The sequence below is a fragment of the Nocardia speluncae NBRC 108251 genome, assembly GCF_001613245.1.
Classification (GTDB): Bacteria; Actinomycetota; Actinomycetes; order Mycobacteriales; family Mycobacteriaceae; genus Nocardia; species Nocardia speluncae.
The window spans coordinates 211,360-237,469 of the sequence record NZ_BDBZ01000002.1 but is presented as its reverse complement, the minus strand read 5'-3'; the positions used below and the strand labels follow the sequence as shown (position 1 = coordinate 237,469).

The following is a 26,110-nucleotide window of genomic DNA, read 5'->3' as shown; positions in this document are numbered from 1 at the left end:
CTGCTAGTCGCCCCAGCCGCCCGCGGCGATGATGTCCTGCCAGTTGGGGACAAGTTCTGGGTGTGCGAGCCGGACGATTTCGCCGGGCAGCGAACCCGGTTGCGCCTTTGCGGGATTCGCTACGGCCTGTTTCTCGACGAGGCGTGTCAGCGCACGAATTCCGCCGAGCCGCGGGTAGTCCGCGTGTACCCGGTCGGCGTAGCCCGCGGGAACCATGTCCGCACTGCCGCCGATATCGATGGCGATTCCGTCGACGGCGACCCAGATGGCGGCGGGGCGGCGGCGCCGGTAGACCGGGGAGCCGCTGAGGCCGGTGGTGTGGGCGGCGATGGCATCCCAGATGATGTCGACTCGTTCATCGGTCACGCCCTGCGATTCCAGGAATTCTGCGGCGTAGTCGGCGCCGTCGACCTCGAACCGCTGGTCACCGTTGGCGACTTCGGCCAGGCCGATATCGTGCAGGGCGCAGATGAGGTACACGATTTCCTCGTCGTAGTCCGTACCCGCCCGCATTCCGTGGTCGGCGGCCGCGGCTCGGGCGAACAGGAATGAGCGGACGCTGTGATTGCGCAGGGCCGGGGTCAGTTCGGTGTCGATCACGGTGTGCGCCGCGAGCGCCAGCGGTGTGGCCGGTAGGTCCAGAGACATGGGAACTCCTCGGGTCGAATGGGTATGCGGACGGTGTGGTCGCACGGCGGCGGAGACCGGCCGGCCGGAACCGGCCGATGCTGCGGGGCGGGACGGTTGTTCAGGTCGATGGGGCGGACTACGCAGTGGTCGCGGAGGTGGAGCGGAAACGGTCCCGGTAGTCGGAGGGCGACACCCCGAGCCTGCGGTGGAATGCGCGGCGCAACGATTCGGCGGTACCGAAACCGCAGCGCCGGGCGACGACGTCGACCGGAATACCGTCGACCAGTGCGTTCTGGGCAGCCTCGATTCGCACCTGCTCGACATAGGTCGCCGGGCCGACACCGAGTTCGGCAGTGAAGCGGCGCTGGAAGTGACGGGAACTCAAACCGGCCCGGGCCGCGAGATCGCCGATACTGTGCCGGGCGCCCGGTTCGGCGTGGATGGCCGCCACTGCCGCCCGCACCGGGTCGGTGGCGGGCTGTGGCCGCCACAGTGCCGTGCTGAACTGGGTCTGTCCGCCCGGTCGGCGCAGGAACAGCACCAGATAGCGCGCCAGTTCGAGGGCGACCCGGCGGCCGAGATCGTCCTCCACGAGAGCCAGGGCGAGATCCATCCCGGCGGTCACGCCCGCCGAGGACCAGATGTTTGCGTCGTGCACGAAAATCGGATCGCGTTCGACGCCGACCCGGGGGTAGTCGCGGGCGAGTTGTGTGGTGAACGCCCAATGCGTGGTCACCCGTTTCCCGTCCAGTACGCCCGCCGCGGCGAGGAGGAACGCACCGGTGCATACCGAGGCGACGCGACGAGCCCCCGCGGCCGCCCGGATCCACTGCACGAGGTGGGTGTCATCGCGGGCGGCCTCGACACCCGGCCCGCCGACGACCACGAGCGTATCCACGCTCACCGGGTCCACATCGTCCACACCGCAGTCGACTCCGACCGGTAGGCCGCTGTCGGATCGCACGCATCCGGGACGGGAGGCCACGACTCGGCAGTCGTACTCGCCGCTGCCTTGGAAGACCTCGTAAGGGCCGACCAGGTCGAGCGCTTGGAAATCGTCGAATACGACGAATACGACACGGCGTTGCTGCACAGTGCCACCCTTCCGCTCTACCGCGGATGGCGTCAACGACATACACCCCACAGATCGCGCCATCGGCAACCGTTGCTAGTCTCTGCGGCGATGACTACCGGGACGGCGATTCGCCACACACGGAGGGGTTACCCGGTGCTCTGCTGAGCGCCGTGCGGGCCGGTCCGGGCCCGCTGTGCCGTCGAGGGACCCGCCGTAGTGCCCGGGCTCCGCCTTCGTCGAGTTGATTGCGGAATATCAACTACGACAGAAGGATTCGATGATGATGTCAATACAGGGTATGCAGGTCGATGTGCGGACACCCGATGGTGTCGCCGACGCGTACATCGCCCACCCCGATGACGGCAATCCCCATCCGGGAGTGCTGGTGATCCAGGACGGTTTCGGCGTGCGGCCCGGTCTGCGTGCGCTGGCCGACCGTATCGCCGCCCACGGCTACACAGTTCTGCTGCCGAACGCCTACTACCGGCACGGGCGCGCACCGGTGATCGAACTGCCGGAGCTCATCGACCCGGCGCAGCGGCCCGAGATCTTCCAGGAGGTTATCCCGATGATCCGCGAGCTCACACCCGAGCTTCTGCGTTCGGATGCCGCCGCCTACCTCGAGTGGCTGGCGGCAGCGCCGCAGGTGGCCGAGGGGAAGGCCGGGGTCACCGGTTACTGTATGGGCGCGCGACTGGCGGTGCTGATCGCCGCCATGTTCCCCGGCCGGGTCGCGGCGGTGGCCGGATTCCACGGCGGGCCGCTCGTCACCGATACCCCGGACAGTCCGCACCTGGCGGCCGGAAACATCACTGCGGAACTGTACTTCGCGCACGCCGGCGAGGACGACCATATGACTCCGGAACATATCGCCCGGTTCGACGAGGCGCTGGCCACCGCCGGCGTCCGCTACCGCACCGAGGTCTATCCGGGCGCCCAGCACGGCTTCACCCAGGCGGACACCGCCGCCCACGACCCCGCGGCCGCCGAACGGCACTACCGCGAACTGCTGGCACTGTTCGACCGCACCCTGCCCGTGGGCCGGTCGCCGAGCGCGCCCGAGAACTCGTTGCGCGGGAACAGTTCCCGGGGACTCGGTTGATCGAGCTCCTCTTGCCGGTTTGGATGGGCGTGACTATCCGGAGTAGCCCGTCGGCGCGGGTTACGGTAAGGGTGCTTGCCAGCGCACGGTAGTTCCCCCGCCGGGGATCGGTTCGATATCGCAGTGCCCTCCCGCGGCCGCGGCGCGAGCGGTCAGGTTCGCCAGGCCGCTACGCCGGCCGATATCGGGGGATATTCCCGTCCCGTTGTCGCTGACCACGACCGTGACATCGTCGCCGACACGCAGTTCGACCGAAAGGGCGGACGCCTGTGCATGCCGGACGGCGTTGCTGACGGTTTCCCGCAGCACCGCTTCCACATCGTCGGACAGCGGCGGCCCGAGAACGGTGACGGGGCCGGTCATCCGCAGGTTGGTGCGCAGGTCTGTTTCCGCGGTCATCTCCTCGAACAACCGGTGCAGATGCCGGCGCAGATCGACGGTGCCGCTGTGCAGATCGAAGATCGAGTGCCGGATATCCTGCACGATGTCCTGGATATCGTCGATCGTGGAGCTCAGCCTGTCACGGACCTCCGGTGTGCGGGCCCGCTGCAGGGTGCCTTGCAAAGACAGGCCCACCGCGAACAAACGCTGGATGACGTGATCGTGCAGATCGCGCGCGATCCGGTCGCGATCGGCGACCACATCGAGTTCGCGCATCCGGCGTTGGCTCGCCGCGAGCTGCAATGCGAGAGCCGCCTGGTCGGCGATCACGAGCATCATCGTTTTCGCGTGATCGTTGAGTGGGCGCGCGCCGGACGGCCGGACCATGGTGAGCACGCCGATCGGTGTTCCGCCGGCCCGCAGCGGGAGCGTGAGGGTCGGGCACGCGTCGTCGCCGATATCCGGGTGCGGCGGTGAATCGGGCCGGTCCGCCGTGACCGGCCGGCCCTGCCGGAACGCCCTACCGGAATGCGACCCGTGCAGCCCGATTCGCTGCCCCGTCAGGGTGGCGCCGTCGGCCCCGGCGGCGGCCACGACCACGAGTTCACCGATCTCGTGCGTGGGCAGATCGGGCTCCTCCGGGAGTGCGATGAACGTGTAGGCCGAATCGGTCAGTGCCAGTGCGCGATCGACGACCAGATCGAGAACGTCGTCGGGTTCACCGCGCTCGAGCAGTTCGGTGGCGACATTCTTGGTGGCCTCCAGCCAGCGCTGGCGGACCCGGGACTGCTCGTAGAGATAGGCGTTCTCGATCGCGATACCGGCCGCCGCAGCCAGCGCCTGGACGACGACCTCATCGTCCTCGGTGAACGGGTGGCCGCCGGACTTCTCGGTCAGATACAGGTTGCCGAACACTTCGTCGCGCACCTTGACGGGCACACCGAGGAAGCTGCGCATCGGCGGATGCTGCGCCGGGAACCCGACCGAGGACGGGTGGTCCGACAGGTCGGTGAGCCGAATCGGTTCGGGTTGCTGGAACAGCAGACCGAGCATCCCGTGGCCGCGGGGGAGATGACCTATCCGCGTATGCGTTTCGACATCGATCCCTTCGTGGATGAATTCGGCCAGCTCGTGACCGCTCTGCTCGGTATCGCGCACACCCAGCGCGCCGTACCGGGCGTCCACGAGTTCGATGGCGGTATGCACGATGGTGCGCAGGGTTTCGTCCAGATTCAGTTCGGCAGTGATGACGAGCATCGCTTCGATCAGCCGGTCCATCCGGTCGCGGACGTCGATGATCTGCGCTATCCGGTCCTGCATTTCCAGCAGCAGTTCACGGAGCCGGAACTGTGACAGCGTTTCCGAAACCGGTGTCCGCTCCGCCCCGATGGAAACCGCTCTCCGCACGCCCATGCCCCCGCCCCGGTGATGTTCCGTCACTGACGTATTCTGCCATCGACCTTCCGGATTCGGCGGCGATCCGGTTGGGGTAGTCGCGGTTTCAGGCCCGATTCTGATATTTCGTGGCCAGTATTGCCGCCTGGGTGCGCCGCTCCACTCCGAGTTTGGACAGCAACCTCGACACATAGTTCTTGACAGTCTTCTCCGCCAGCGACAATCGCTCGGCGATCTGGCGGTTGGTCATCCCCTCACCGAGCAGGGCAAGCAGGGCCCTTTCCCGATCGGTCAGCCCGGACAGTGGGCCCGAATCGGCCTCGGTCTCGGACCGGAGTCTGCGCATGAGCGCGGCCGCGGCGCGGTTGTCGAGCAGCGAACGGCCCGCGGCGATATCGCGAATGGCGCTGATGAGTGCGAGCGTGGTGATGTCCTTGACGACATACCCGCGCGCGCCGGCCAGGATGGCGTCCAGCATGGCCTGCTCGTCGGTGAACGAGGTGAGAATGAGGCACGGCAGATCCGGGCGGGCCGAGCGCAATTCGCGGCACAGCTCGATGCCGTTGCCGTCGGGCAGTCGTACATCGAGGACCGCCACATCGGGGCGCAGCGCGGGAATACGGGCCAGGGCCCGCGCCACATCGCCGGCCTCGCCGATGACTTCCATATCGGCTTCGGCGTCGATGAGGTCGGCCACGCCGCGCCGGACGATTTCGTGGTCGTCGACCAGGAACACCGTGATCACACCGAGCCCCCTCTCCCGAGTCCTGTCCAAGCTTAGACGGGAGGGGGCCGCAGCGGGAGTTCGATCAGTCCCGGGGGCGAGTGACGATCAACGGGACCTGTGTGCCGTGCAGGACGGCCTGGCCGACGGAGCCGAGGGTCATACCCGCGAATCCGCCGCGGCCGTGACTGCCGACGACCACCAGCTGGGCGCTGTCCGACTCGGCCAGGATGCGCCGGGCCGGCCGGTCCTCGACGACGACCTGGGTGACGGGCACATCGGGATACCATTCGGCCTGCTCGGCCAGGGTCTTCGATTGCAGGGCGCGCGCCCGCGCGTGCATGACGGCGCGGGATCCGTGCGGAGAGAGCTCCGACCAGGTGGTGACCGCGACGATCCCGACGGAACGCCGCGACGCCTCCTCGAAGGAGAGCCGGACAGCTTCGGCGCCGCAGGCGGACCCGTCGACTCCCACCACGACGGGCCGGGGCGGGAGATCGGCTACACCGCTGTCGGGTGCGGGGATCACGGCGACCGGGCAGCGGGCGTGGCGGGCCAGGGAGGTGCTGACCGAACCGAGCACACCCCGCCCGACGGCCCCGACACCACGAACTCCGACAACGACCATGCGGGCATCCTCGGAGCAGCCGATGAGCGCTGTCTCCGGCCGGGCGTCGGCTACCGTGCAGACGATATCCAACTCGGCTCCGGCGCGGTCGCGCGCGAGCCCCTGGGCGGTGGACAGCAGTATTGCCGCATCCGCGCGTAGGGTCCGATCGTCGAAGGTGGCATCGCCGTGGGGGAGGTCGGGATCGTCGGGGATGCCGATCGCGGACACCAGGTGCAGCGCGGCCCGATGACGGGCGGCGGTACGCGCCGCCCACCACAGCGCAGCCATCGATCCGGACGACCCGTCTATGCCGACGACAACGGGGGCTCGCGTGCACGCGGTCACGGGGTTTCCTTTCGTGCGGCGGCCGGCTGCCCTCGACCACCTGGTTCCGGACTGGAGAGGGCAACCGGTCTATACAGACTCGTCGCCGACACTAGAACGTGGCACATGGCGGCGGATGCGGGCGATGGTCCTGTGCCGTAGGGGCCGAAAGACCCTGGCCGGTGGGACTACGTGATCTTGAATCGGTGCGCCCCGGTGGGCAGCGGCAGGCGGACCTCGACCGCTGAAGCGACAAATGTTGCGTTTATACACTGTCATGGCTCCGACCCGGTGGGCACTCAGGTGTCCGCGGTGCCGATAACAGCTCCTCGCGGCCGGATCGCTCCAGCGTCCGGCCGGATATCGGCAGAGTCTGGACAGCGACCACACCGGCGCGGACTATGGATTAGAACATTCGCCACCGTAGCGAGGAGGAACTCCGCAGGTTGCATCCCGGTGGAAGGAGAGCACGATGATCACAGCACGCGAGCTCATGCACACCGATGTGGTGACCATCGGTGTACGCGACACCATGGACACCGCTGCTCAGCAGATGCGACAGCGCGATATCGGGGCGCTGCCGATCTGCGACGGGGAAGGACATCCGGTCGGAATCGTCACCGACCGGGATATCGTGGTGAACTGCCTGGCGTTGGGGCGTAATCCCACTACCGCGACCGCCGGAGAGTTCGCGCAGGGCGACGAACTGCGCAGCGTCGAAGCGGGTACGGAATCCGGGGCGATACTGGCGCTGATGCAGCAATACCAGATCCGTCGCCTGCCCGTCACCGAACACGGTCGGCTGGTCGGGATCATCACCGAGGCCGATATTGCCCACGGTGTATCGGAGAGGCAGACCGGTGAATTCGTGGAGGCGGTCTGTGAACAGCAACTACCGGCCCGGGTCGGTGAGCCTGCGCTCCGGGGTTGATCGCACCCCGGATCCGGATTGCCGGCGCCACTGAACCCCGGGCCTCGCATTCACCGGTAATGTCCGTGGCTGGCGTGAGACCGGACTTTCTACCCTGCGCCGCCGGTAGTCGCGACCTCGATCGGGCCTAGGTAGTCGGTGATCAGCGGATATCGAATTCGCTGCTGGTGCCGTCGATGGGGTGCAGGGTTCCCTCGGCGGACAGGCGGTCGGCCCGATGGACGAAGCGGTACCGCCCGGCCGGGGTGTCTCCGGGGATGTCCCAGGTGAATGTCGCGATGGAGGTCGCCGGTGGGCGCTTGCTCCAGTGGAATCGCACATTCCATTCGCCCTCGTTGGCGATCCGGGTCCATTCGCCGCCCATCGACCGCTGCACTTCGAGGAAGGTGCCGTTACGCCGTGGATTGTGCTTGGGATGGCCGGAGACGAACTCCACGGTTGCCCGGGTACCCGCGGTGTAGGAGGGTGCCGGTTGAGTGAGCACCGCACCGAAATCGGATCCGGGCGGTGCGGTATCGGGGCCCGGCGCGGGAACGAAATTCGGCTGCAGATGCGAGATATCGCGCGGGGCCGGACCGCGCGCGACAGTCGTGCCCGCGGCCAGCGCCGTAGCGAGGCGGGTGAATTCCTGCTCGTAGGCGGGCAGCGTGTAGCGGCCGAACAGCGTGGAGGCGCCTTCGTACTGCTGAGCGTCGTATTCCTCCGGGGTCGTGACGTACTCGTGGTACGCGTTGGCATACCCCTGCAGCAGGACCTGTGCGATATCCACGCCGAGTACCGCCGCCACGGCCCGGCGCACCCGCAGGCCCGCGACAATGGTGAATTCGCCACCGGCCGCGGCCAGATACAACTCACCGATCCGCACGATCTGGATCGGCACGATATTGGGCACCCACGGCGCCGGAGGCAAGAGACTGAACGGCACCGCGATCGCTTTGGGGGCCTGGGCATCGGCGAGCCACCCGGGCGCCGGTAGGCGCGGGTCGCCCAGTGCGTCGACGAGAGGATTGCGGACACCCTCCGGGATCGGCGCGCCGGGCAGACCCGGTCCGTCTTCGATACTGCCCGCCAGCAGGGAGACACCGGCGGCGGCCGGCGCTGTCCGGCGGGCGACGCCGTCCGGGGTGAACCGGCCGTCCACCGCGATATCGGCGAGATCGATATAGCAGAACACCGACCCCACCGGACCTGTCAGCGGACGAGCCGCGGCCAGGGCCGCGTGGGAGGCGTTGTACTGCCGTTCACCGATGATCCGGGTGTTGTCGAACTCGTTCTCGGTGGGCCCGGAACCCGGTTGCAGATTCAGGTTCGGCGACATATCGCCGGCATTGGTCTGCGCGAAGGCGGCGACGAAATCGGGTGGTCCGTCGTCGAGGTAGCGGACACCGTGCCGGGTGTGTTCGCAGGTGAAGGCCGCGTAACCCTTGTTGTCGGAGCTGATCAGCCGGTTCTTGTTCGTCATCGACGTGTTGTGGGTGGCGAACCAGGTGATCGCACCCGCCGGCCGCCCGCCCCGGTCGATCGACAGGGCGGTGACGGCCGGGTCGATGGCGCCGGGGAAATGCGTTGTGTCCGCGGTGGGGTTGCGATCGAATGCGATCCGGGAGCGGTTCACGCTCGCGTCGTGCAATTCGGAACGGCCCAGCGCCAAGGTTGCGGGCGCCAGATCGGCATGTGCTGCGGCGATGGCCTCGACCAGCCCGCCGACCTCGGCATCGTAGACCTGCTGCTGGAAGCCCAGAATGGACAGGTTGTAGGCGTAATCGTGTGCCGCGCCGCCACAGACGGCATGCGAATGCGTGGAGGTGAGCAGCACATTGCGCTCGGTGTAGAGACCGCCGAACCGCTGCGCCAGTTCGGTGAGCACGCCCCGGTGCACCGACTGGAATATCATCGCGTTCTCCGCGACCGCGAACACCACCCGTTCGGTGCCGGCGGCGATGACGAACGCGCGGGCGCGGGGCCGTAGATGGATTCCGGCGGAGGTCTGGTCCTGCTGGGAGTACCCCATCATGCCGCATTCGGCTGCGGGTCCGGTGATATCGGAAATTCCCATCCCGATCAGATATTCGCCGGATCCGGGCGCCGCTGTCGCGGGGGCGCCGGAGCCGAATGTGCTGACCGCGCCGAGGGCGAACGTCCCCGCCGCGGCACCTGCCAGCACGGTCCGGCGCGGAAGGGCTGCGGGCCGGTCGCCGGACGGGCTCGCGGCGGTGTGGGGTTCGGGTGTCGCTGCCATCGCGGTTCCTTTCCTGTCGAGTGGCAGCGAACCACACTGTTGAACGTTCGTCCAGATGTGGTTGGGCAACTGTTCAGCTCTCGGCGCCGGCCACGCGCACGAAGCAGGAGCCGTGATCAGTCGGGCAACAGCGGAACCGAAAGTCCTTCACCCGGGCCGAGGAGTGCGGCGCGAGTGACGGCACTCGACCCGAATCGGGTGCGAACCCGGTCCAGTGCCGTATCCAATTCCGGGCCGGGATCGTGATTCAACGGCAGCGTGAGCTGGCGCGGGTCCGCGTCGTCCAGATTGGTCAGCGCCAACCCGATGAGGGTGAGCCCGCGTTCGTGGATCAGCGGCATGGCCGCGGTCAGTAGGCCACGTGCCGCGCGCAGGATCGTTTCGGTGTGATCGGTGGAATCGGGCAGAGTGTGCGAACGGGTGGCGCGGCCGAAATCGTCGAAACGCAAACGCAGCACCACTGTCCGGCAGGCCCGGTCTGCCTTCCGGAGTCGCCGGGCGAGACGATCGGTGAGGCCGTGCAGATACGCCTCGATTTCGTCCGGGGTCCGCGACCTGCGGCCGAGTGCCCGTTGCGCGCCGATCGACCGGCGCCGTCGCCCGGATTCCACGCGGCGTGGGTCGCGCGCCCAGGCCAGGGCGTGCAGATGCCGGGCAGCCGCCCGGCCGACGATCGGCCTCAGCCCCTGCTCGCCGAGTTCGGCCAGCTGTCCGATCCGTTCGATACCGTGCGCGCGCAGGGCTTTCGTTGTCACCGGCCCCACGCCCCAGAGTCGTTGTACCGGAAGCGGATGCAGGAAATCGAGTTCGCCGCCGTGTTCCACCAGCAGTAATCCATCCGGCTTCGATACCGCACTGGCGACCTTGGCCAGGAATTTGGTGCCCGCGATACCGACCGAAATAGGCAGGCCGACTTCGCGCCGCACCCGTACCCGCAGCTCCCGCGCGATGGCACGCGGTTCCCCGGCGACCCGGCGCAGCCCCGCGACATCGAGGAACGCTTCGTCGATGGAGACGCCCTCCACGACAGGAGTGGTATCGAAGAAGATCGCGAACACATCCGAGCTGGCTTGCGCGTACTCCGGCATCCGCGGCGGAACCACGATCGCCTCCGGGCACAACTGCAGTGCTCGACCGATGTTCATCGGGGTCCGCACTCCACGTGCCTTGGCTTCGTAACTGGCAGCCAGTACGACCCCGCCGCCCACGAGTACGGGTTTGCCGCGCAGATACGGCTGATCCCGCTGCTCGACCGAGGCGTAGAACGAATCCAGATCGGCGTGCAGGATCGACGCCTGCGGCCGCGCGGCGATCCGAGGCCGCAGGCCGGGCCGAGGGGGCTGGCGTATGCGACCACGCCCGGGGGAGTCGTCGTCGGATTCGAACATATGTTCACATTAACACTCGGTCATCGAGAAAACGGCAGGCCATAAGGGGGTGGTCGCAGGTGGCTGCGCTTGCGTGGCGTCAGCGGGCACCTGTGGTCACCGGGCCTGGAAGCTGCGGCCGGTGCGGGTGTGTGCTTGCTGCAATCCGGGGAATGTCGCGGGCAGACGGCGGTGCTCATGGGTCGCTCGCCCTGCTGCTAGACTTAAGCAAGCAATTGCTTGGTTGGTCGGGAGGCGTGATGGTGGACGAGTTTTCCGGGCGCCCCGGGGCTGCGCTGGTGGCCGGCGGGACGGGTGGAATCGGCGCCGCGGTGGTGCGTTTGCTGGCCCAGCGGGGCAGCGATATCGGGTTCACCTACCGAAAGAACCGGGCGGGGGCCGACCGGCTGACCGAAGATATTGTGCGACTGGGACGTTCGGGCCGGGCATGGCCGCTGGACCTGGCGGATCCGGACGCGGTAGCCGACGTCGTCACACAGTTCCGTGAACACTTCGGTGGCCTGCACACAGTGGTGTACGCCGCCGGCCCTCATGTCCCGATGGTCCACCTGAGCAGGGTCTCGCCGCAGCAGTACCGAGACCAGCTGCTCGGCGATTCGGCGGCATTTTTCAATCTGATGCACGCCACGCTGCCGCTGCTCCGGGAGTCGCGCGGCGCCGTGGTCGCTGTCACCACTGCCGCTACCCGGAGATACCCGGTCCGGGACGGGCTGTCCGCCGGGACGAAGGGGGCGGTGGAGGCGGTGGCCCGGGGGCTGGCCGTGGAGGAGGGGCGCTACGGGGTGCGGGTCAACTGTATCGGACCGGGCATGCTCACCGATGGGATGGCCGAACGATTGATCGGTTCCGGCGACCTCGAGGAATCGGCGCTCGAGATCGCCCGGGGCAATATCCCCCTGCGCCGCTTCGGCGATGCCCAGGATATCGCCGAAGCGGCAGCCTTCCTGGCCTCGGATCGGGCGGACTTCATCTCCGGTCAGACGTTGGACATCGATGGGGGCTACACGGCCTGACCGCCCCCCGTCTGCTTGCCGGGTGGCGCGCAGAACCCCGCTGACAGCCCGTTCCATATCCTCGAAGAACGAATCGGCAACGCGACGCCCGGGCAGATTGCCGCGCAGTACGGCCGGTGGACCACGATGGCGAATCTCGCGCATCCGGTGAGGACCGGTTTGCCGATGGGTGAGCGAATGCCGCCTGTCCGGAGTTTGGATTCAGGCTGAGCGAGACCGGCGACTCACCGCAGCTGTCTGCCTACCGTTCTCCCTACGTCAGGGATCTGCTGTTGAGGAGTCCCGGCGCCACGAAGCCGGACCGAGTGTGCGGAACGGCGCGATGCGGAGTGCGCGATGAAACGAACCGTTGCCCTGTTGGGGGTGCTGGCCGCGACACTGGCCCTCGGGGCCTGCGCGGGTCCAGGCCGGGAGGGCGGGGCCGCGGGGCCACCGCAGCCCGGAGGGACGCTACGTTACGGCCTGTCCCAGGCACCGACCTGTTCGGACCCGGCGCAGAGCGGTACCAACCAGACGCTCTACGTCACCCGGCAGATCGCCGATTCACTGACCGATCAAGATCCGGCCACCGGCGAGATCGTCCCGTGGCTGGCGCAACGCTGGCAGGTGAGCCCGGACGCCACCACGTTCACCTTCCACCTGCGCGAGGGCGTGACATTCAGTGACGGTACGCCGCTGACCGCGGAATCGGTTCGCGCGAACCTGGATTCGATTGTCCACACCCTCGGCGGCGCCAAGGCGCCGCTGGCGGCCACCTACCTCGCCGGCTACCGGGGTACCGAAGTGGTGGACGCGCTCACCGCGCGAGTGCGGTTCGGCGCGCCCAACGCCCAGTTCTTGCAGGCGACATCCACACCGCAGCTCGCGATTCTCGCCGCCGCGACCACCGCGAAGCCGGCCGAGCAGCGGTGCCTGGGCGATACGATCGGCAGCGGCCCGTTCACGTACGCCGAATACCGCCAGGGCGATAAGGTGACACTCGCCAAGCGGTCCGGATATGCCTGGGGCTCTGCGATATTCGCTCATCAGGGTGAGGCGTATCCGGACGGGATCGAATTCACCGTCGTGCCGGAGTCCGGGGTGCGTACCGGCAGCCTGATATCGGGCCAACTCGACGCGGTCAGCGATGCCCTGCCGCAGGACGTACCGCAGATCGAGGCCGCGGGCGGACAGGTGGCGACCGCGTCGAATCCCGGAATCACCTTCGGTCTGCAACCGAATGTGACCCGGGGGCCGTTGCGCGACCGGGCGGTGCGGACCGCGGTGCTGCGGGCGATCAACCGGCAGGAACTCGTCGATACCGTGCTGGGCCCGCAGTTCCGGGCCGCGACCAGCCCGCTCGCCCACACAACACCGGGGTATGTGAACCTCGCCGCGGATACCGAATTCGATCTGCCCGCCGCACAGCGCATCCTCGACGAGGCCGGCTGGATCGCGGGCGCCGACGGGATCCGTGCGAAGGCCGGGCAGCGACTGTCGTTCGGCGTGCTGTTCAGCCAGGTATTTGCGGGGAACCAGGCGGTTCTGGAGTTGCTGCAGCAGCAATTGCGCGCGGCGGGTGTCGATCTGCGGCTCGAACTGGCTTCGAATGCCGACTACACGGTGCGGCAGAACTCCAAGGACTTCGACACCATCTACTACAACACCACCCGTGCCGACGGCGATATCCTCCGCACCAATTTCGGCCTGGACGGCCGCAATCTCAACGACCGGGACGCGATACCGGCGCTCGATGCGGTGCTGTCGGAACAGCTGCGAACGGTCGACGCCACCGAACGCGCGCGGCTGATCGGCGAAGCGCAGCGGTTGGTGCTCGCGGAAGGATTGTGGCTCCCGACCATCGAGCTCTCGCAAGCCATCGGCGTCGCGGGGACGGTGCGGGAACTGAAATTCGAGGCCTCGGCGCGGTTGCAGTTCTACGACACCTGGCTGAGCGGGCGGTGACGGTGATGGCACGCTATGCGGCGATCCGCGTGATGCAGGCAGCAGGGGTGCTGTGGGCGGCGTTCACCGTGACGTTCGCAGTGCTGTACCTGTTGCCCGCCGATCCCGTGCAGCTCGCAATAGACGCGACCCCGGGAACGCCGGTCGATGCCGCCGCCGTCGCCGAACTGCAGGCCCGATACGGCCTGGACCGGCCGGTGTGGGAACAGTATTGGACAGCTCTGACCCATGCCGTGCAGGGGGACCTCGGATACTCGCTGACCACCGGCCAAAGCGTTACGGCTGCCATCGGTGAAGCACTGCCGTCGACCCTGGCCCTGGCCGGGTCGGCGCTGGCGGGTGCCTTGATATTCGGGGCCACACTGGCTTTCGCGGCCGCGTACACCGAACGCCGGTGGTTGCGAGACCTGCTGACCGCACTGCCTCCGGTGGGTGCCGCCATGCCGACCTTCTGGGTGGGGTTACTCCTGCTGCAGGTGTTCTCGTTCCAGTTGCGGCTGGTCCCGGCGTTCGGCGGTACCGGGTTCGCGGGCACCGTGCTGCCCGCGGTCACCCTGGCCATACCGGTGGGTGCGGTGACCGCACAGGTGCTCTACAGCAGTCTGCTCACCACGTGGCAGCAGCCGTTTGTGGCCATGGCCTTCGCCAAAGGCGCGTCCCGGGCCTGGGTGCAGTGGCGGCACGTCCTACGCGCGGCGATCGGTCCGGCGCTGGCCGTCGCGGGTATCTGGGTGGGAACAGTGCTCGCTGGGTCGGTGATCGTGGAAACGGTGTTCGCGCGCGCCGGTATCGGCCGCCTCACCCAGATTTCGGTGCTGAACCAGGACATACCGGTGGTGCAGGGGATCGTGTTGTTCGGGGCGGCGGCGTACGTAGTGGTGAATCTCCTGGTGGACCTGGTGTACCCGCTGGTGGATGCGCGGGTGGCGGAAGATTTCCGGGCGAAGGAGCGGGTCGGTGCTTGATTCCCGCAAGACCGGCGTGCCGAAGGGGCCTGCCGATACCGTGCCACGATCGGGAATCGGTGCTCAACGCCTGGCTCCCGCCGTGGGACCGGAAGGGCCTGACGCGGTGAAGACGCCCGCAGACCCGGTTGCGGTGCGCCGAGACGCGGCACCGTCACCACACCGGGGTGTGAGGTCGCTGCTGGAGCGAATCCGTGTGCGGCGTCCACGGCCGGCGGTGGGTGTTCTGGTGTCGGCGGGCATCATTGTGCTGGTGCTCGGCTGGGCAGCGGCTCCCCGGGTGTTCGCCGGGGGCGATCCGCGCAGCGGCGTGCCGAGCGAGAAGTTCCAGGAACCCGGCGCCGAGCATTGGTTCGGCACCGACAATCTGGGTCGTGACCTCTACACCCGGGTCGTGCACGGGGCAGGTCTGTCGTTGACTGCGACGGTGCTCGCGGTCGCGATCGGGCTGGTCGCCGGTTCACTGCTCGGGCTGCTGTCCGGGGTGGTGGGCGGCACCGTCGACACGGTGCTGATGCGTGGCGTGGATGTGCTGCTGTCGATTCCGGAGCTCCTGATGTCGCTGGCGCTCGTCACGGTCCTCGGGTTCGGCACCGGCAATGTGGCGCTCGCGGTGGGGGTGGCGCTCATCGCGCGGTTCGCCCGGGTGATGCGCGCGGAAGTACTCCGTGTGCGCGGCGCCCCCTATGTGGAGGCCGCCTACGCATCGGGTGTCCGCTGGTACGTGGTGCTCGTGCGGCACGTCCTGCGCAATGCCTACGCGCCGGTGGCGGCCCTGACTGCCGTGGAATTCGGTCTCGCCGTGCTCGCCGTCTCCTCGCTGAGCTTCCTCGGATACGGCGCCGCACCGCCCACTCCGGAATGGGGCTCGCTGATTTCGGAAGGGCGCAACTATCTGGCCACCGCATGGTGGCTCACCACTCTGCCCGGTCTCGTCATCGTCGCGCTGGTGCTCGCGACGCAGCGCCTGGGCCGGGCACTCGCCGGGGAAGGACTGCGATGAACAGATACGGCCCCGCCTCGGCGCGGCACACCTCGCATCGGATCAAGGCCGCTGCGTTCTCGTCCCGACCGCGCCGTATTCCCACCACGAACAGGGCGGCGCGCTGTCGCGGCGAATACCCGGAGCGGCCGGTCGCGGGTTTGGCCAGGTCTGCCGGTACGGCATCGAGGCCGGCGGCCGATCCGGTGAGTGCGGCGCTGGTACGGCTGCGGAGCTTCTTTCGTGAGGGCTGGTCCTTCATTGCTCGCCTGGCCGAACGGATGCCACACGCCTATTTTTCCGGATGGTCGTTGTGAGGAGTCCCGACGCAGCTGCCGCAAACGGCATCACCGCTGCGGCCCGGGCCCCGGTTCTACAGGTGGACCACCTGCGGGTCGAATACCGCACCGGTGGTGAATCCACCACGGCGGTCGATGATGTGTCGCTCACGATCCATGCCGGAGAAACGGTTGCGCTCGTGGGCGAGTCCGGTTCCGGGAAATCCAGTCTGGCGCATGCGGTGATCGGCCTGCTGAGCGGCGGGGGAGCGGTCACCGCCGGTACCGTCACTTTCGGTGGCCGGCGTATCGACCGGCTGTCGCCGCGGGCGTGGCGGCGGCTGCGCGGCGCCCAGATCGGGCTTGTTCCGCAAGACCCGGTGGTCTCACTGAACCCGGTGCTGCGAATCGGCGACCAGATCGCGGAAACCCTGCGGATCCACGGCCGCGCGGACCGGCGAACCGCGTGGGACGAAGCAGTGCGGATCCTGGCCGAAGCCGGGATCGACCGGCCCGGACTACGCGTCCGGCAATTCCCGCAGGACCTGTCGGGCGGCCAGTGCCAGCGCGTGCTGATCGGGATCGCGCTGGCCTGCCGACCGCGCCTGGTGATCGCCGACGAGCCGACCAGTGCACTGGATGTCACCGTGCAGCGGCGCATCCTGGATCATTTGTCCGGCCGGACCACCGAATACGGTACGTCGGTACTGCTGATCACCCATGATCTCGGCGTCGCCGCCGACCGCGCCGACCGGATCGTGGTGCTGCGGCACGGCCGGATCGTGGAAGCCGGCACGGCCGCGGAGGTGCTCACCGAACCCCGCGACGACTACACGCGCCGCCTGCTGGACGCGGCGTGGGGGGCGCACCGGCCCCGGCGGTCCGTTCGTGAGCGGGCCGGCACACCGCTGCTGTCGGCCCGAGGACTGCACAAGACCTTCCGCGTGGCGCGCGGTAATACGATCGCCGCGGTAGACGATGTCTCGCTGACAATCGACCGTGGTGAGACATTGGCTGTGGTGGGCGAATCGGGATCCGGAAAATCCACGACCGCCCGGATCGTCGCCCGGCTGGAAGCACCCGATCGCGGCACCGTCGAGTTCGGTGGTATCGATATCGGTGCGCTGCGCGGAGCGCGGTTACGGGCATGGCGGCGGCGCGTTCAGATCGTGTACCAGAACCCCTATGCGTCACTGAATCCGAAGCTCACCGTAGAGCGGATCATTGCCGAACCGTTGCAGGCATTCGGCGTCGGTACGCGGACCACGCGCCAGGACAGGGTCGCCGGACTACTCGACCGGGTGGCGCTCCCGGGCTCCTTCGCCCGGCGGCGGCCGGCCGAATTGTCGGGCGGCCAGCGCCAGCGCGTGGCCATTGCCCGCGCGCTGGCCTTACGCCCGGATCTGGTGGTGCTCGACGAACCCGTATCCGCCCTGGATGTTTCGGTGCAGGAGCAGATTCTGGAGCTGCTCGGTGAGTTGCAGTCGGAGCTGGGGTTGAGCTATTTGTTCATCTCCCACGATCTGGCGGTGGTCCGCGATATCAGCGATCGTGTCGCGGTGATGCGCGCCGGGCGGATCGTCGAGACCGGTCCGACCATCGAGGTTTTCGAAGCCCCGGAACACGATTACACCCGCGAGCTGCTGCTCGCGATTCCCGGCGCCGGGCGGCGCTACGGGCCGACGGAAAGGACCGCGTGATGCCGCACGTTTCCCCGTTGCTGCTGGCCGTCGAACTGGACGGTACCGGCGCGCATCCCGCATCGTGGCGGCGCCCGGATTCACGGGCACAGGACCTGTTCACACCCGGATTCTGGGTCGACGCGGTCACCGCCGCCGAACGAGCCGGGATAGACCTGGTATTCCTGCCGGATTCGTGCGCGCTGCAATCGGGGGAGGTACGCGGCCGGCTCGACGCGGTCGGTATCGCCGCGCGAGTCGCGCCGGTGACCACCCGGATCGGCCTGATCCCGCAGAGCCCGGTCACCCATGCCGAACCGTTCCATCTGTCGAAGGCCGTGGCGAGCCTGGACTACGCGTCGGGCGGCCGGGCGGGCTGGGAGGTGACGGTCTCGACCGGTACCGAGCAGACCCGGCTGTTCGGTCGCAAACCGGAACAGCCCGGCTCTTCGCTGTGGCAGGAGGCGGACGATGCGATCGAGGTGGTCACCCGGCTGTGGGACAGCTGGGAGGACGACGCGGAGATCCGCGATACGCCGACGGGCCGGTTCATCGACCGCGGCAAACTGCACTACATCAATTTCACCGGGGAGCATTTCTCGGTGAAGGTGCCCTCGATCACTCCGCGTCCGCCCCAGGGGCAACCGTTGATCGCGGTCCGGGCAGACGACCCGCACGCCACCCGCGTCGCTGTGCAGCGCGCCGACCTCCTCCGCATCACTGCCCCTGATCTCATGACGGCGGCCGAGACCAGATCGGTGCTCCGCGCGGCCACCGCCGCTGCGGGCCGGGATCCGAACCTGATCCGGGTACTGCTCGATATCGAGGTCCATCTCGGGGAGTCGGCTGCCGCCGCAGCAGCGGAGATAGGGGAGCTGGACGCCTGGACCACCGGACCGGCACCGGGCACGTTGCGTCATATCGGCACCCCGGACACCCTGCGCGAGCTCGTCGCGCAGGCCGAGCACGCATGCTCCGCCGACGGCCTGGTCCTGAAGCCACTGGCACAGGCCGCGTTCCTGGACCGGATACCCGCTCCGCTGCTGTCCTTGCGCGGCCGCCTGGGGCTGCCGCGGCCACTGAACCGTTATGCGACCGAAAGGGCATGATCGTGTCGATACGTAAGCCCGGCAAACAGATCCATCTCGCCGCCCATTTCCCCGGCGTCAACAACACTACGGTGTGGAACGATCCCGAATCCGGCAGCCAGATCGATTTCGGTTCGTTCGCCCACCTGGCCCGCACGGCCGAGCGCGGGCTGTTCGATTTCTTCTTCCTCGCCGAAGGGCTGCGGTTGCGTGAGCATCGCGGCCGCATCCACGATCTGGACGTGGTCGGCCGGCCCGACACCTTGACGGTCCTCAACGCCCTTGCCGCTGTCACGACGCGGCTGGGCCTGGCCGGCACCATCAACACCACCTTCAACGAACCGTTCGAACTGGCGAAACAGTTCGCCACATTGGATCACCTCTCGGGCGGCCGGGCGGCCTGGAACGCAGTGACCTCGTCCGATGCGTTCACCGGGGAGAACTTCCGCCGCGGCGGCTACCTCGACCATGCCCAGCGCTATGCGCGTGCCGCCGAGGTTGTCGCCGCCACCCGCACACTGTGGGACAGCTGGCCTGCCGACACTCTGGTCGTCGACCGCGACCGTGGCATCTTCGCCCGCCCGATTCCCGAGTTTCGTTACCGCAGCGAACAATTCGATATTTCCGGCGCCTTCGTCCTGCCGCGCAGCCCCCAGGGGTATCCCGTACAACTTCAGGCCGGGGATTCCGATGAGGGCCGGGAATTCGGCGCCGCCACCGCGGACGCGATCTTCAGCCGGCACGGGGAACTCGAAGCGGGACAACAGTTCTACACCGATATGAAGAAGCGGCTCGCCAAGTACGGCCGCGACCCCGGCGACCTGCTGATCCTGCCCGCCGCCACCTTCGTTCTCGGCGACAGCGCCGCCGATGCCGAGGAACGGGCCCGGGAGATCCGGCTGAAGCAGGTGAGCGCACAGACCGCGATCTCCTTCCTCGAGCAGGTGTGGGGTCGCGATCTGTCCGCCTACGACCCCGACGGTCCTCTTCCGGATCTCGCGCCGCTCGATGATGTGACCATCACCCGCGGCCGGGTCCGGCACACCAGGGACCCCGAAGCCCTGGTGCGCCAGTGGCGGGCGCGGGCCGAGGCGGAGAAATTGAGCATCCGGGAACTCGTTATCGAGGTCACCGCTCGCCAGCAGTTCGTGGGCACACCCGCCGCCGTAGCGGCGGAGATCGACCGCTACGTACAGGCCGACGCAGCCGACGGATTCATCCTCGTACCCCACCTCACTCCCGCCGGTCTGGACGAATTCGTCGACAGAGTCGTGCCGGAGTTGCAGGACCGCGGTAGCTTCCGCACCGAATACCGGGGTACGACGCTGCGCGAACATCTGGGCCTGCGCCTTCCGCGCCGTGCCGCGGATCAGGTGCGTGCCTCATGACCACTCCATTGTCGGTCCTGGACCTTTCGCCGATCAGCACGGGGTCGGATGCGCGGGGCGCGATCCGCAACACCATCGATCTCGCCCGTCACGCCGAAGCCTGGGGGTACCGGCGGTACTGGGTCGCCGAACATCATTTCGTGGCGGTGGCGTCGTCGGCGCCCACTGAACTGATCGCGCTCATCGCCGCCGCCACCGAGACCATCCGGGTCGGTTCCGCCGCCGTCCAGGCGGGCTACCGGACCTCGGCGTCGGTGGTGGAGGCCTTCGGCACCGTCGACGCGCTGTACCCCGGCCGGCTGGACCTCGGGCTGGGGCGTTCCGCGCATCGCCTTCCGCAGTTGCGCGCCCCGGGCACCCCGCCGCCACCGCGGCCGACCGTGGTGCGCGACGGCGTGGTGGTCCCGCCCCCGTTCTCGCCCGCGCAGATCCGGGATACGAGCCGGCTGGCAGCCTCACTCGAAGCCCTCCGGCTGCCCGGAGCCGAACCGCTGGACTACGCCGAGCAGGTCGCCGAGATCCGCGCACTGCTCGCCGGGACGTACACGACCGCCGACGGGATTCACCTGCGTGCTGTACCGGGAGAAGGGGCGGGTGTGCAGGTCTGGCTGTTCGGTAGCAGCGGTGGGGAGAGTGCGCAGCTGGCGGGTCGCCTCGGACTGCCGTTCGTCGCGAACTACCATGTATCGCCGGGGACCATCCTGGAAACCGTGGCAGGTTACCGCACGGCATTCCGGCCGTCGGAGCAGTTTCCGGAGCCTTACCTGGTGGTATCGGCCGATGTGGTCGTCGCCGAAGGCGAGGCGCGGGCCCGGCACCTCGCGTCCACCTACGGACACTGGGTGGCCAGTGTCCGTAGCGGTGCGGGCGCGACCGAATACCTGGACCCGGATACCGCACCGCCGCTGACCGATTATCAGCGTCAGCTGGTCGACGACCGGGTGAACACCCAGTTCGTCGGGACACCGGCGGCCGTCGCCGCGCGGCTGTCGGCACTGCAGCAGTTGACCCGTGCCGATGAGCTGGTGATCACCAGTGTCACCCACCGGCACGAGGACAGGTTGGCCTCGCATCGTCTGCTTGCCCGGGAGTGGGGACTCGCGGGCGCTGGCGCCGCGTGAAGGGCTCCGCGCCGCCTCCGTAAAACCCCGCCGCCCGCACCGGCGCCGGGTGGGCAACGGTGACCGTGGACCTGCACCGGGCGACCGGATTCAGGCGGACTTTTCCTGGGCGATCTGAATGAGGTTGCCGCAGGTGTCATCGAATACCGCGGTGATCACCGTGCCGTAGTCGGCCGGTTCCTGGGTGAACTCCACGCCGAGTCCGCGTAGCCGCTCGTGCTCGGCGTGCAGGTCGGCAACGGCGAACGAGGTGAACGGTATCCCGTCCTCCATCAGAGCCTGTTTGTAGACCGCGGCCGCGGGATGGCCGGTCGGTTCCAGGAGGAGTTCGACACCGTCCGGGTCCAGTGGCGATACCACGGTGAGCCAGGAGGCGTCACCGACCGGGATATCGGTTTTCTTCTGGAACCCGAGCACATCGGTGTAGAAGCGCAGGGCCTTGCTCTGGTCGTCGACATAGACGCTCGTGACATTGATTCGCAACATTATTCCTCCAGCCAGCGGTCGGTGAGATGGCGCAGTGGGCTGCGCTCGAGATGATGGAATTTGTGCCGCCCGTCGCGGTGTGTGCGGATCAGCCCCGCGGCGGCGAGCAGGTCCAGATGCTGAGAAATCGCCTGCCGGGTGGAGGACAGGCCGTGTTTCATGGTGAGTCGTCCGCACAGTTCGAACAGGGTCTGACCGTCGTGATCGGCCAGTTCGTCGAGAATTACCCGCCTGGTCGGATCGGCGAGTGCTTTGAAGATCGGTCCCTGATCGTCGTGCACACACCGACTATAGGCAAGTAGTTACTTGCCTATCAAGCGGGGACGGTCGAGACCTGTGTCGCCCGGGTCGAGCGGCGGCTGGTGACCAGGTGGCAGAAGCAGGCACGACGCGCACACCGCTCCCGGCATTGTCCTCCACAAGCGGGCTGGCGCCGGCCTTGCTCGGGTGTGGCGCCGACCGGGTAGTGGCCTCAGGTTCCGGGCTGGAGCCGGCCATCACGGGGCAGGACCCAGGCCGCGCCGAGTGCGACCCCGGTTCCCGGATCGGTGACATCCGCCGTGTAGAACCACTCCATACGCACCTGATCGGCGGCGATATCGACCACGCCGTAACCGTGCGAATCCAGTTCGGTATAGCGGATATGCCGGTTGAGCGTCCGGATCGAGTGCTCCAGCGCCACCGACCCTGTGCGAGGCGGGCCGGGCAGCAGATCACCGATCCCGAGGGAAGTCACCGACGGGACCACGAACTCCGCCCCCGCGGTGGGGCCGTTCGGGTAGGCCGCTGCGTCGAGTGGCACATCCGACGCCCACGAACTGTGGATATCACCGGTGAGGTAGACGATATTCGTCGCGTTCCGGTCGGTGAGGGCCGTCAGCAGGCGCCGCCGGTCGGCCGTATACCCGTCCCACTGATCGGTGTTGGGTGCCAGGCCCTCCCGCGGGATCCCGAGAACCTCGGTCACCGCGGCCGTCGTAGCCGGATCCATGGGCGGGAACGCCAGCGGCGAGATCATCACCGAATTACCCACCAGCTGCCAGCGCGCCGAACCGGATACCAGCCCGGCCGTGAGCCAATCCATCTGCGCCGCACCGGTGATACTGCGGGCCGGATCGTCGCTGCCGGGGGAACCGAGGTGTGGCGCGGCATCGCGATAACTGCGGAGATCCAGCATGGACAGCTCGGCGAGAGTGCCGAACCGCAACCTCCGGTAGATCCGGGGTGCCGCGGCCGTGCCCTCCGCCCGTACCGGCATCCATTCCAGATAGGCCCGCACGGAGGCGGCCCGGCGAGCCGGCCAGTCGCCCTCGGTGGCCGGGTCGTGATTGCCGGCGCCCCCGGACCAGGAATTATCGGCGGATTCGTGGTCGTCCCAGGTGCAGATGAACGGCAGCCGGGCGTGCAGCGCCATGAGATCGGGATCGGTTTTGTACTGTCCGTGCCGGATCCGGTAGTCGGCGAGCGAGACGATCTCGTGCACCGGGTCGTGCCGCCGGACGGACCCGGAGCGGCCACCGTAGGACCCCGTCGCGTACTCGTAAAGGTAATCGCCGAGATGGACGATGGCGTCGAGATCGTTGCGGCCGGCCAGATGCCGGTAGGCGGCAAAATATCCTGCCTCCCAGTTCGAGCACGACACCACCCCGAAGCGCAGTCGCGCGGGAGTGGCCCCGGCGGCGGGCGCGGTCCGGGCGCGGCCCACGGCCGATTCTTCGCCGAAGGCCGTGAACCGGTACCAGTAGTACTGCGCGGGAGCGAGACCCCGTACATCGACCTTCACCGTGTGGTCGCTGTCCGCGGTGGCGGTTGTGGTTCCGGACGTCACAATCTCGGTGAACTGCTCGTCCGCGGCGACCTCCCAGCGCACGGTCGCCGGGTCGCCGAGACCGGATCCCGGTACCGCGTCCGGGCGGACGGTTACCCGGGTCCACAGGATCATTCCGTCCGGCAGCGGATCGCCCGACGCGACCCCGTGGCCGAAGACCTGGGTCGCCGCCCGGGCGGCGGGTGCTGTCAGCATGCTGGCGGCGGCGACCGCACCTGCCCCGGCCTGCAACAGCGCGCGCCGGCCGAGGGTGCCCGGGCGGGTCGGCATCGAAACGTTCCTGTTTCCGCTCACGTGCACCGATCCCAGCCGACGTCGAGCGAATCGGCAAATCGAATGGCAAAACCGCGGCCGGTCTACTCGGCAGGAAGAGCGGGCAGAGTTTCTATACCTGGTGATACCGGTCGGCCGACTGGCTTCGTCACCTGAACTCCCGGACGGCGGTCACCGCCAGGCATCCCGGACCTCGCGTTCGCGCAGATGTTTGGGTTTGCGCCGATAGCTCTTGGCGGAGGCGATGGGCTGGGCCGCATTGGAGCGGCGAAGTTGCTGCCGCCGTCGCCATCCCGTCAGGTCCGGGCGTTCAGGTCGTTCGGGGGTGTTCATCGTTGCTCCGATTCGGTGGACAGGACTGTGCGATATCGATCCGGTTCCGGGTCACGGCCGCAATGATGGCGTACGCACAGCATTTCCGCCCGCGAATATTTCTTCGCGAAGGTGCGGCGTGATCAGCCGCGTATCAGTGGCCGGCAAGGGTCCGCTGGTGGGCGGGTACCGCTCAGGAAGGAGCTGGGAGTGACGCCCATCAGGGTCCGGAATTCGGCGGTCATATGTGAATGGTCGTAGTAGCCGGCGCGCACGGCGAGCTGCGACCAGGGCGAGTGGCCGGCCTGGGTCAGCACCCGCCGGACGCGTTCTATCCGCGCATAGTGTTTGGGGGAGACTCCGATTCCGGCGATGAACATGTTCCGGAGCTGGCGCTCGCTGACGGCGAGCGAATGGGCGAGCACGGGAACTGTCCGATCCGCGGGCTGCGTCGACACGGTGCCGACTGCCCGGTGCAGCAGTCCGCGGTGTGACCTTTGCGTCGGGCTTTCGCGAACGCGGTGCGGTAATCGCTGTTCCAGGTAGTGGAGCAGCTCATCGGGGTGCAGTTGCGTCAGTTCGGCGGCCAGCTCCGCGGCCGGTCCGGGAAGGTCGGCGAGCCGGACCACCCGGTCGGTGAGGTCGGCGGCCCGCACTCCGAGCAATGCCGGGGTGGCGCCCGCCGCGAGCCGTAGCCGCAGGCAGCCCAGGGGCTTGTCTGCCTTGGCGTACGAGGCTTTGGTTCTGGGCCCCAGGACCAAAGCGTCGCGCGGGCCGTGGTCCTCGGTCCGGAGCACGATCATGGTTGTGGCCTGGGGGAGATGGGCGAACGGTTCGGACAGTTCGCGCACTGCGGGAATCCGCCCGAGTTCGGTGAGCCATGGCCGCAGCGATTCCGGCGCGGGTACCACGGTTTCGGCCAGGTCGGTGTTCACGGACGGCCACGCCGTCTCCGGGGTGTTCACCGGTTCGACTGTATTCAGCTCCCGGCAATTCGGGTGTGCCGGAATTTCCTATCGCCGGGCCTGTTCCGGCGGCACCGTATGTACCCATGATTCTGATCACCGGTGCTACGGGCACCATCGGTAGCGAAATCGTCCGGTTGCTGGCTGCGCGTGGTGAGCCTGTTCGTGCTGTCACCCGGAACCCGGAAACCGCGGATTTCCCCGGCGGGGTGGAGGCGGTCCGGGGCGATTACTCCGATATCACGTCCATCGCGGGGGCCATGGACGGCGCGGATGCTGTTTTCGTTCTGGGTGTGCTCGGCCCGGAAGGAGTCGATGCCGATTCCGCCCTCGTCAACGCGGCTTCGGCCGCGGGCGCCCGCCGGATCGTGAAACTGTCCGCGATCGGCACGGGTGATCCTGGACTCGGCCTCGTCGGCACCTGGCATCTACCGGGTGAGCAGGCGGTTCGCGCCAGCGGCGCCGACTGGACCATCCTGCGCCCCAGCTCGTTCGCCTCGAACACGCTGAGCTGGGCCCAAGCCCTCCATTCGCACCAGCCGGTCTCCAATCTCTCGGGTTCCGGCGCGCAGGCAGTGGTCGATCCGCGGGACGTCTCCGCTGTCGCGGTCGAAGCGCTGCTGTTCCCGGTGCATGCCGGGCGCCTGTATACCCTGACGGGGCCTGAACTGCTCACCACCCATGATCAGGCCGCCGTCGTGGCTGCCGCGCTGGGGCGCCGTGTCGAGGTCGCCGATATCGACGAGGCGGCCGCACGCGCCCATATGCTCGCTGCCGGCGCCACTCCAGGTTTTGCGGACGGCGCCCTGGCCGGTCAGGCATTCGTGCGGGACGGGGGGAACGCTGTGCTCACCGACGATATCCGGCAGGTACTCGGCCGGCCGCCGCGTGCGTATGCCGAGTGGGTCGCCGACCATGTCTCGGCGTTCTCCGGCGCAGCGGCCGCGGATGATTGGCGTTCCTACTGACGCCGGTGCGATCGCGGCGCG

At 68.1% G+C, this 26,110-nt stretch carries 23 protein-coding genes; 11 read left to right on the top strand and 12 right to left on the bottom strand.

Annotated features, from left to right (window positions below; genetic code table 11):
* Positions 1-3: 3 nt before the first annotated feature.
* Together NS6_RS03875 and NS6_RS03870 are read right to left on the bottom strand one after the other, a co-directional pair.
* Positions 4-648: an HD domain-containing protein gene (locus tag NS6_RS03875; protein WP_068036435.1), complete on the bottom strand. Its 645-nt coding sequence runs from the start codon at positions 646-648 to the stop codon at positions 4-6.
* A gap of 118 nt (positions 649-766) precedes the next feature.
* Positions 767-1,723, bottom strand: coding sequence for a GlxA family transcriptional regulator (locus NS6_RS03870; RefSeq protein WP_068037858.1), 957 nt, complete (start codon positions 1,721-1,723; stop codon positions 767-769).
* Positions 1,724-1,982: 259 nt separating this feature from the next.
* On the opposite strand from NS6_RS03870, the gene NS6_RS03865 reads away from it, so the two are divergent.
* The gene (locus tag NS6_RS03865; protein WP_245669116.1) at positions 1,983-2,807 is read left to right on the top strand and encodes a dienelactone hydrolase family protein; all 825 of its coding nucleotides are present in this window, start codon (positions 1,983-1,985) and stop codon (positions 2,805-2,807) included.
* A 60-nt stretch (positions 2,808-2,867) separates the two neighbouring features.
* On the opposite strand, the gene NS6_RS03860 is transcribed toward NS6_RS03865, so the two are convergent.
* From NS6_RS03860 to NS6_RS03850, 3 genes are all read right to left on the bottom strand, one after another.
* The gene (locus tag NS6_RS03860; protein ID WP_068036432.1) at positions 2,868-4,601 is read right to left on the bottom strand and encodes a GAF domain-containing sensor histidine kinase; all 1,734 of its coding nucleotides are present in this window, start codon (positions 4,599-4,601) and stop codon (positions 2,868-2,870) included.
* Positions 4,602-4,689: 88 nt separating this feature from the next.
* Positions 4,690-5,328, bottom strand: a complete 639-nt coding sequence (locus tag NS6_RS03855) for a response regulator (RefSeq protein WP_068036431.1) — start codon at positions 5,326-5,328, stop codon at positions 4,690-4,692.
* A gap of 64 nt (positions 5,329-5,392) precedes the next feature.
* Positions 5,393-6,262 carry a universal stress protein gene (locus NS6_RS03850; RefSeq protein ID WP_084470593.1) on the bottom strand — a complete coding sequence of 290 codons (870 nt, stop codon included), beginning with the start codon at positions 6,260-6,262 and terminating at the stop codon, positions 5,393-5,395.
* A 451-nt stretch (positions 6,263-6,713) separates the two neighbouring features.
* Between NS6_RS03850 and NS6_RS03845 the strand changes: the two genes are divergently transcribed.
* Positions 6,714-7,172, top strand: a complete 459-nt coding sequence (locus tag NS6_RS03845) for a CBS domain-containing protein (RefSeq protein WP_068036429.1) — start codon at positions 6,714-6,716, stop codon at positions 7,170-7,172.
* A gap of 142 nt (positions 7,173-7,314) precedes the next feature.
* Here the strand turns inward: NS6_RS03845 and NS6_RS03840 are convergent, their stop codons facing one another.
* Together NS6_RS03840 and dinB are read right to left on the bottom strand one after the other, a co-directional pair.
* Positions 7,315-9,411 carry a neutral/alkaline ceramidase gene (locus NS6_RS03840; RefSeq protein WP_068036428.1) on the bottom strand — a complete coding sequence of 699 codons (2,097 nt, stop codon included), beginning with the start codon at positions 9,409-9,411 and terminating at the stop codon, positions 7,315-7,317.
* A 116-nt stretch (positions 9,412-9,527) separates the two neighbouring features.
* Entirely contained in the window at positions 9,528-10,736 is a 1,209-nt protein-coding gene (gene dinB / locus NS6_RS03835) for a DNA polymerase IV (RefSeq protein ID WP_068037850.1), read from the bottom strand.
* Positions 10,737-11,038: 302 nt separating this feature from the next.
* Here dinB and NS6_RS03830 point away from each other — a divergent pair, with 302 nt between their 5' ends.
* The 8 genes from NS6_RS03830 to NS6_RS03790 all read left to right on the top strand — a co-directional run bounded on the left by NS6_RS03830 (position 11,039) and on the right by NS6_RS03790 (position 21,257).
* Positions 11,039-11,812 carry an SDR family NAD(P)-dependent oxidoreductase gene (locus NS6_RS03830; RefSeq protein ID WP_174552557.1) on the top strand — a complete coding sequence of 258 codons (774 nt, stop codon included), beginning with the start codon at positions 11,039-11,041 and terminating at the stop codon, positions 11,810-11,812.
* Positions 11,813-12,148: 336 nt separating this feature from the next.
* A complete protein-coding gene (locus tag NS6_RS03820; protein ID WP_068036426.1) occupies positions 12,149-13,756 on the top strand; it encodes an ABC transporter substrate-binding protein in 1,608 nt (535 codons plus the stop codon).
* Between the two features lie 5 nt (positions 13,757-13,761).
* Positions 13,762-14,721: an ABC transporter permease gene (locus NS6_RS03815; protein ID WP_068037844.1), complete on the top strand. Its 960-nt coding sequence runs from the start codon at positions 13,762-13,764 to the stop codon at positions 14,719-14,721.
* A 217-nt stretch (positions 14,722-14,938) separates the two neighbouring features.
* On the top strand, positions 14,939-15,724 hold the full coding sequence (locus NS6_RS03810) for an ABC transporter permease (protein ID WP_371859304.1): 786 nt from the start codon (positions 14,939-14,941) through the stop codon (positions 15,722-15,724).
* A gap of 292 nt (positions 15,725-16,016) precedes the next feature.
* Positions 16,017-17,681, top strand: a complete 1,665-nt coding sequence (locus NS6_RS03805) for a dipeptide ABC transporter ATP-binding protein (protein ID WP_245669115.1) — start codon at positions 16,017-16,019, stop codon at positions 17,679-17,681.
* Positions 17,681-18,769: an LLM class flavin-dependent oxidoreductase gene (locus tag NS6_RS03800; protein ID WP_068036422.1), complete on the top strand. Its 1,089-nt coding sequence runs from the start codon at positions 17,681-17,683 to the stop codon at positions 18,767-18,769. Before NS6_RS03805 ends, NS6_RS03800 begins: the two co-directional genes overlap by 1 nt.
* Positions 18,766-20,136: an NtaA/DmoA family FMN-dependent monooxygenase gene (locus NS6_RS03795; protein ID WP_068036421.1), complete on the top strand. Its 1,371-nt coding sequence runs from the start codon at positions 18,766-18,768 to the stop codon at positions 20,134-20,136. The genes NS6_RS03800 and NS6_RS03795 overlap by 4 nt, the downstream gene beginning before the upstream one ends.
* Positions 20,133-21,257 carry an LLM class flavin-dependent oxidoreductase gene (locus tag NS6_RS03790; RefSeq protein ID WP_068036420.1) on the top strand — a complete coding sequence of 375 codons (1,125 nt, stop codon included), beginning with the start codon at positions 20,133-20,135 and terminating at the stop codon, positions 21,255-21,257. The genes NS6_RS03795 and NS6_RS03790 overlap by 4 nt, the downstream gene beginning before the upstream one ends.
* 90 nt (positions 21,258-21,347) lie before the next feature.
* On the opposite strand, the gene NS6_RS03785 is transcribed toward NS6_RS03790, so the two are convergent.
* The 5 genes from NS6_RS03785 to NS6_RS03770 form a co-directional block, all read right to left on the bottom strand.
* Positions 21,348-21,740 (bottom strand): VOC family protein, encoded by a 393-nt coding sequence (locus NS6_RS03785; RefSeq protein ID WP_174552569.1) that lies wholly within the window; start codon positions 21,738-21,740, stop codon positions 21,348-21,350.
* A 2-nt stretch (positions 21,741-21,742) separates the two neighbouring features.
* Positions 21,743-22,024 carry an ArsR/SmtB family transcription factor gene (locus NS6_RS03780; protein WP_068036416.1) on the bottom strand — a complete coding sequence of 94 codons (282 nt, stop codon included), beginning with the start codon at positions 22,022-22,024 and terminating at the stop codon, positions 21,743-21,745.
* 191 nt (positions 22,025-22,215) lie between these two features.
* The gene (locus NS6_RS03775; RefSeq protein ID WP_068036414.1) at positions 22,216-23,841 is read right to left on the bottom strand and encodes an alkaline phosphatase D family protein; all 1,626 of its coding nucleotides are present in this window, start codon (positions 23,839-23,841) and stop codon (positions 22,216-22,218) included.
* A 174-nt stretch (positions 23,842-24,015) separates the two neighbouring features.
* Positions 24,016-24,177 (bottom strand): hypothetical protein, encoded by a 162-nt coding sequence (locus NS6_RS35120; RefSeq protein ID WP_168443394.1) that lies wholly within the window; start codon positions 24,175-24,177, stop codon positions 24,016-24,018.
* A 122-nt stretch (positions 24,178-24,299) separates the two neighbouring features.
* Positions 24,300-25,121, bottom strand: a complete 822-nt coding sequence (locus NS6_RS03770) for a helix-turn-helix domain-containing protein (RefSeq protein WP_084470589.1) — start codon at positions 25,119-25,121, stop codon at positions 24,300-24,302.
* 86 nt (positions 25,122-25,207) lie between these two features.
* Between NS6_RS03770 and NS6_RS03765 the strand changes: the two genes are divergently transcribed.
* On the top strand, positions 25,208-26,089 hold the full coding sequence (locus NS6_RS03765) for an NAD(P)H-binding protein (protein WP_068037837.1): 882 nt from the start codon (positions 25,208-25,210) through the stop codon (positions 26,087-26,089).
* Positions 26,090-26,110 lie beyond the last annotated feature (21 nt).

What these genes read in the sequence shown, in the direction of transcription:
- NS6_RS03790 (WP_068036420.1), top strand. Translation starts at nt 20,133, where the DNA reads ATGACCACTCCATTGTCGGTCCTGGACCTTTCGCCGATCAGCACGGGG.
- NS6_RS03800 (WP_068036422.1), top strand. Translation starts at nt 17,681, where the DNA reads ATGCCGCACGTTTCCCCGTTGCTGCTGGCCGTCGAACTGGACGGTACC.
- NS6_RS03865 (WP_245669116.1), top strand. Translation starts at nt 1,983, where the DNA reads ATGATGATGTCAATACAGGGTATGCAGGTCGATGTGCGGACACCCGAT.
- NS6_RS03875 (WP_068036435.1), bottom strand. Translation starts at nt 648, where the DNA reads ATGTCTCTGGACCTACCGGCCACACCGCTGGCGCTCGCGGCGCACACC.
- NS6_RS03845 (WP_068036429.1), top strand. Translation starts at nt 6,714, where the DNA reads ATGATCACAGCACGCGAGCTCATGCACACCGATGTGGTGACCATCGGT.
- NS6_RS03815 (WP_068037844.1), top strand. Translation starts at nt 13,762, where the DNA reads ATGGCACGCTATGCGGCGATCCGCGTGATGCAGGCAGCAGGGGTGCTG.
- NS6_RS03830 (WP_174552557.1), top strand. Translation starts at nt 11,039, where the DNA reads ATGGTGGACGAGTTTTCCGGGCGCCCCGGGGCTGCGCTGGTGGCCGGC.
- NS6_RS03820 (WP_068036426.1), top strand. Translation starts at nt 12,149, where the DNA reads ATGAAACGAACCGTTGCCCTGTTGGGGGTGCTGGCCGCGACACTGGCC.
- NS6_RS03765 (WP_068037837.1), top strand. Translation starts at nt 25,208, where the DNA reads ATGATTCTGATCACCGGTGCTACGGGCACCATCGGTAGCGAAATCGTC.
- NS6_RS35120 (WP_168443394.1), bottom strand. Translation starts at nt 24,177, where the DNA reads ATGAACACCCCCGAACGACCTGAACGCCCGGACCTGACGGGATGGCGA.
- NS6_RS03775 (WP_068036414.1), bottom strand. Translation starts at nt 23,841, where the DNA reads ATGCCGACCCGCCCGGGCACCCTCGGCCGGCGCGCGCTGTTGCAGGCC.
- NS6_RS03840 (WP_068036428.1), bottom strand. Translation starts at nt 9,411, where the DNA reads ATGGCAGCGACACCCGAACCCCACACCGCCGCGAGCCCGTCCGGCGAC.
- NS6_RS03795 (WP_068036421.1), top strand. Translation starts at nt 18,766, where the DNA reads ATGATCGTGTCGATACGTAAGCCCGGCAAACAGATCCATCTCGCCGCC.
- NS6_RS03860 (WP_068036432.1), bottom strand. Translation starts at nt 4,601, where the DNA reads ATGGGCGTGCGGAGAGCGGTTTCCATCGGGGCGGAGCGGACACCGGTT.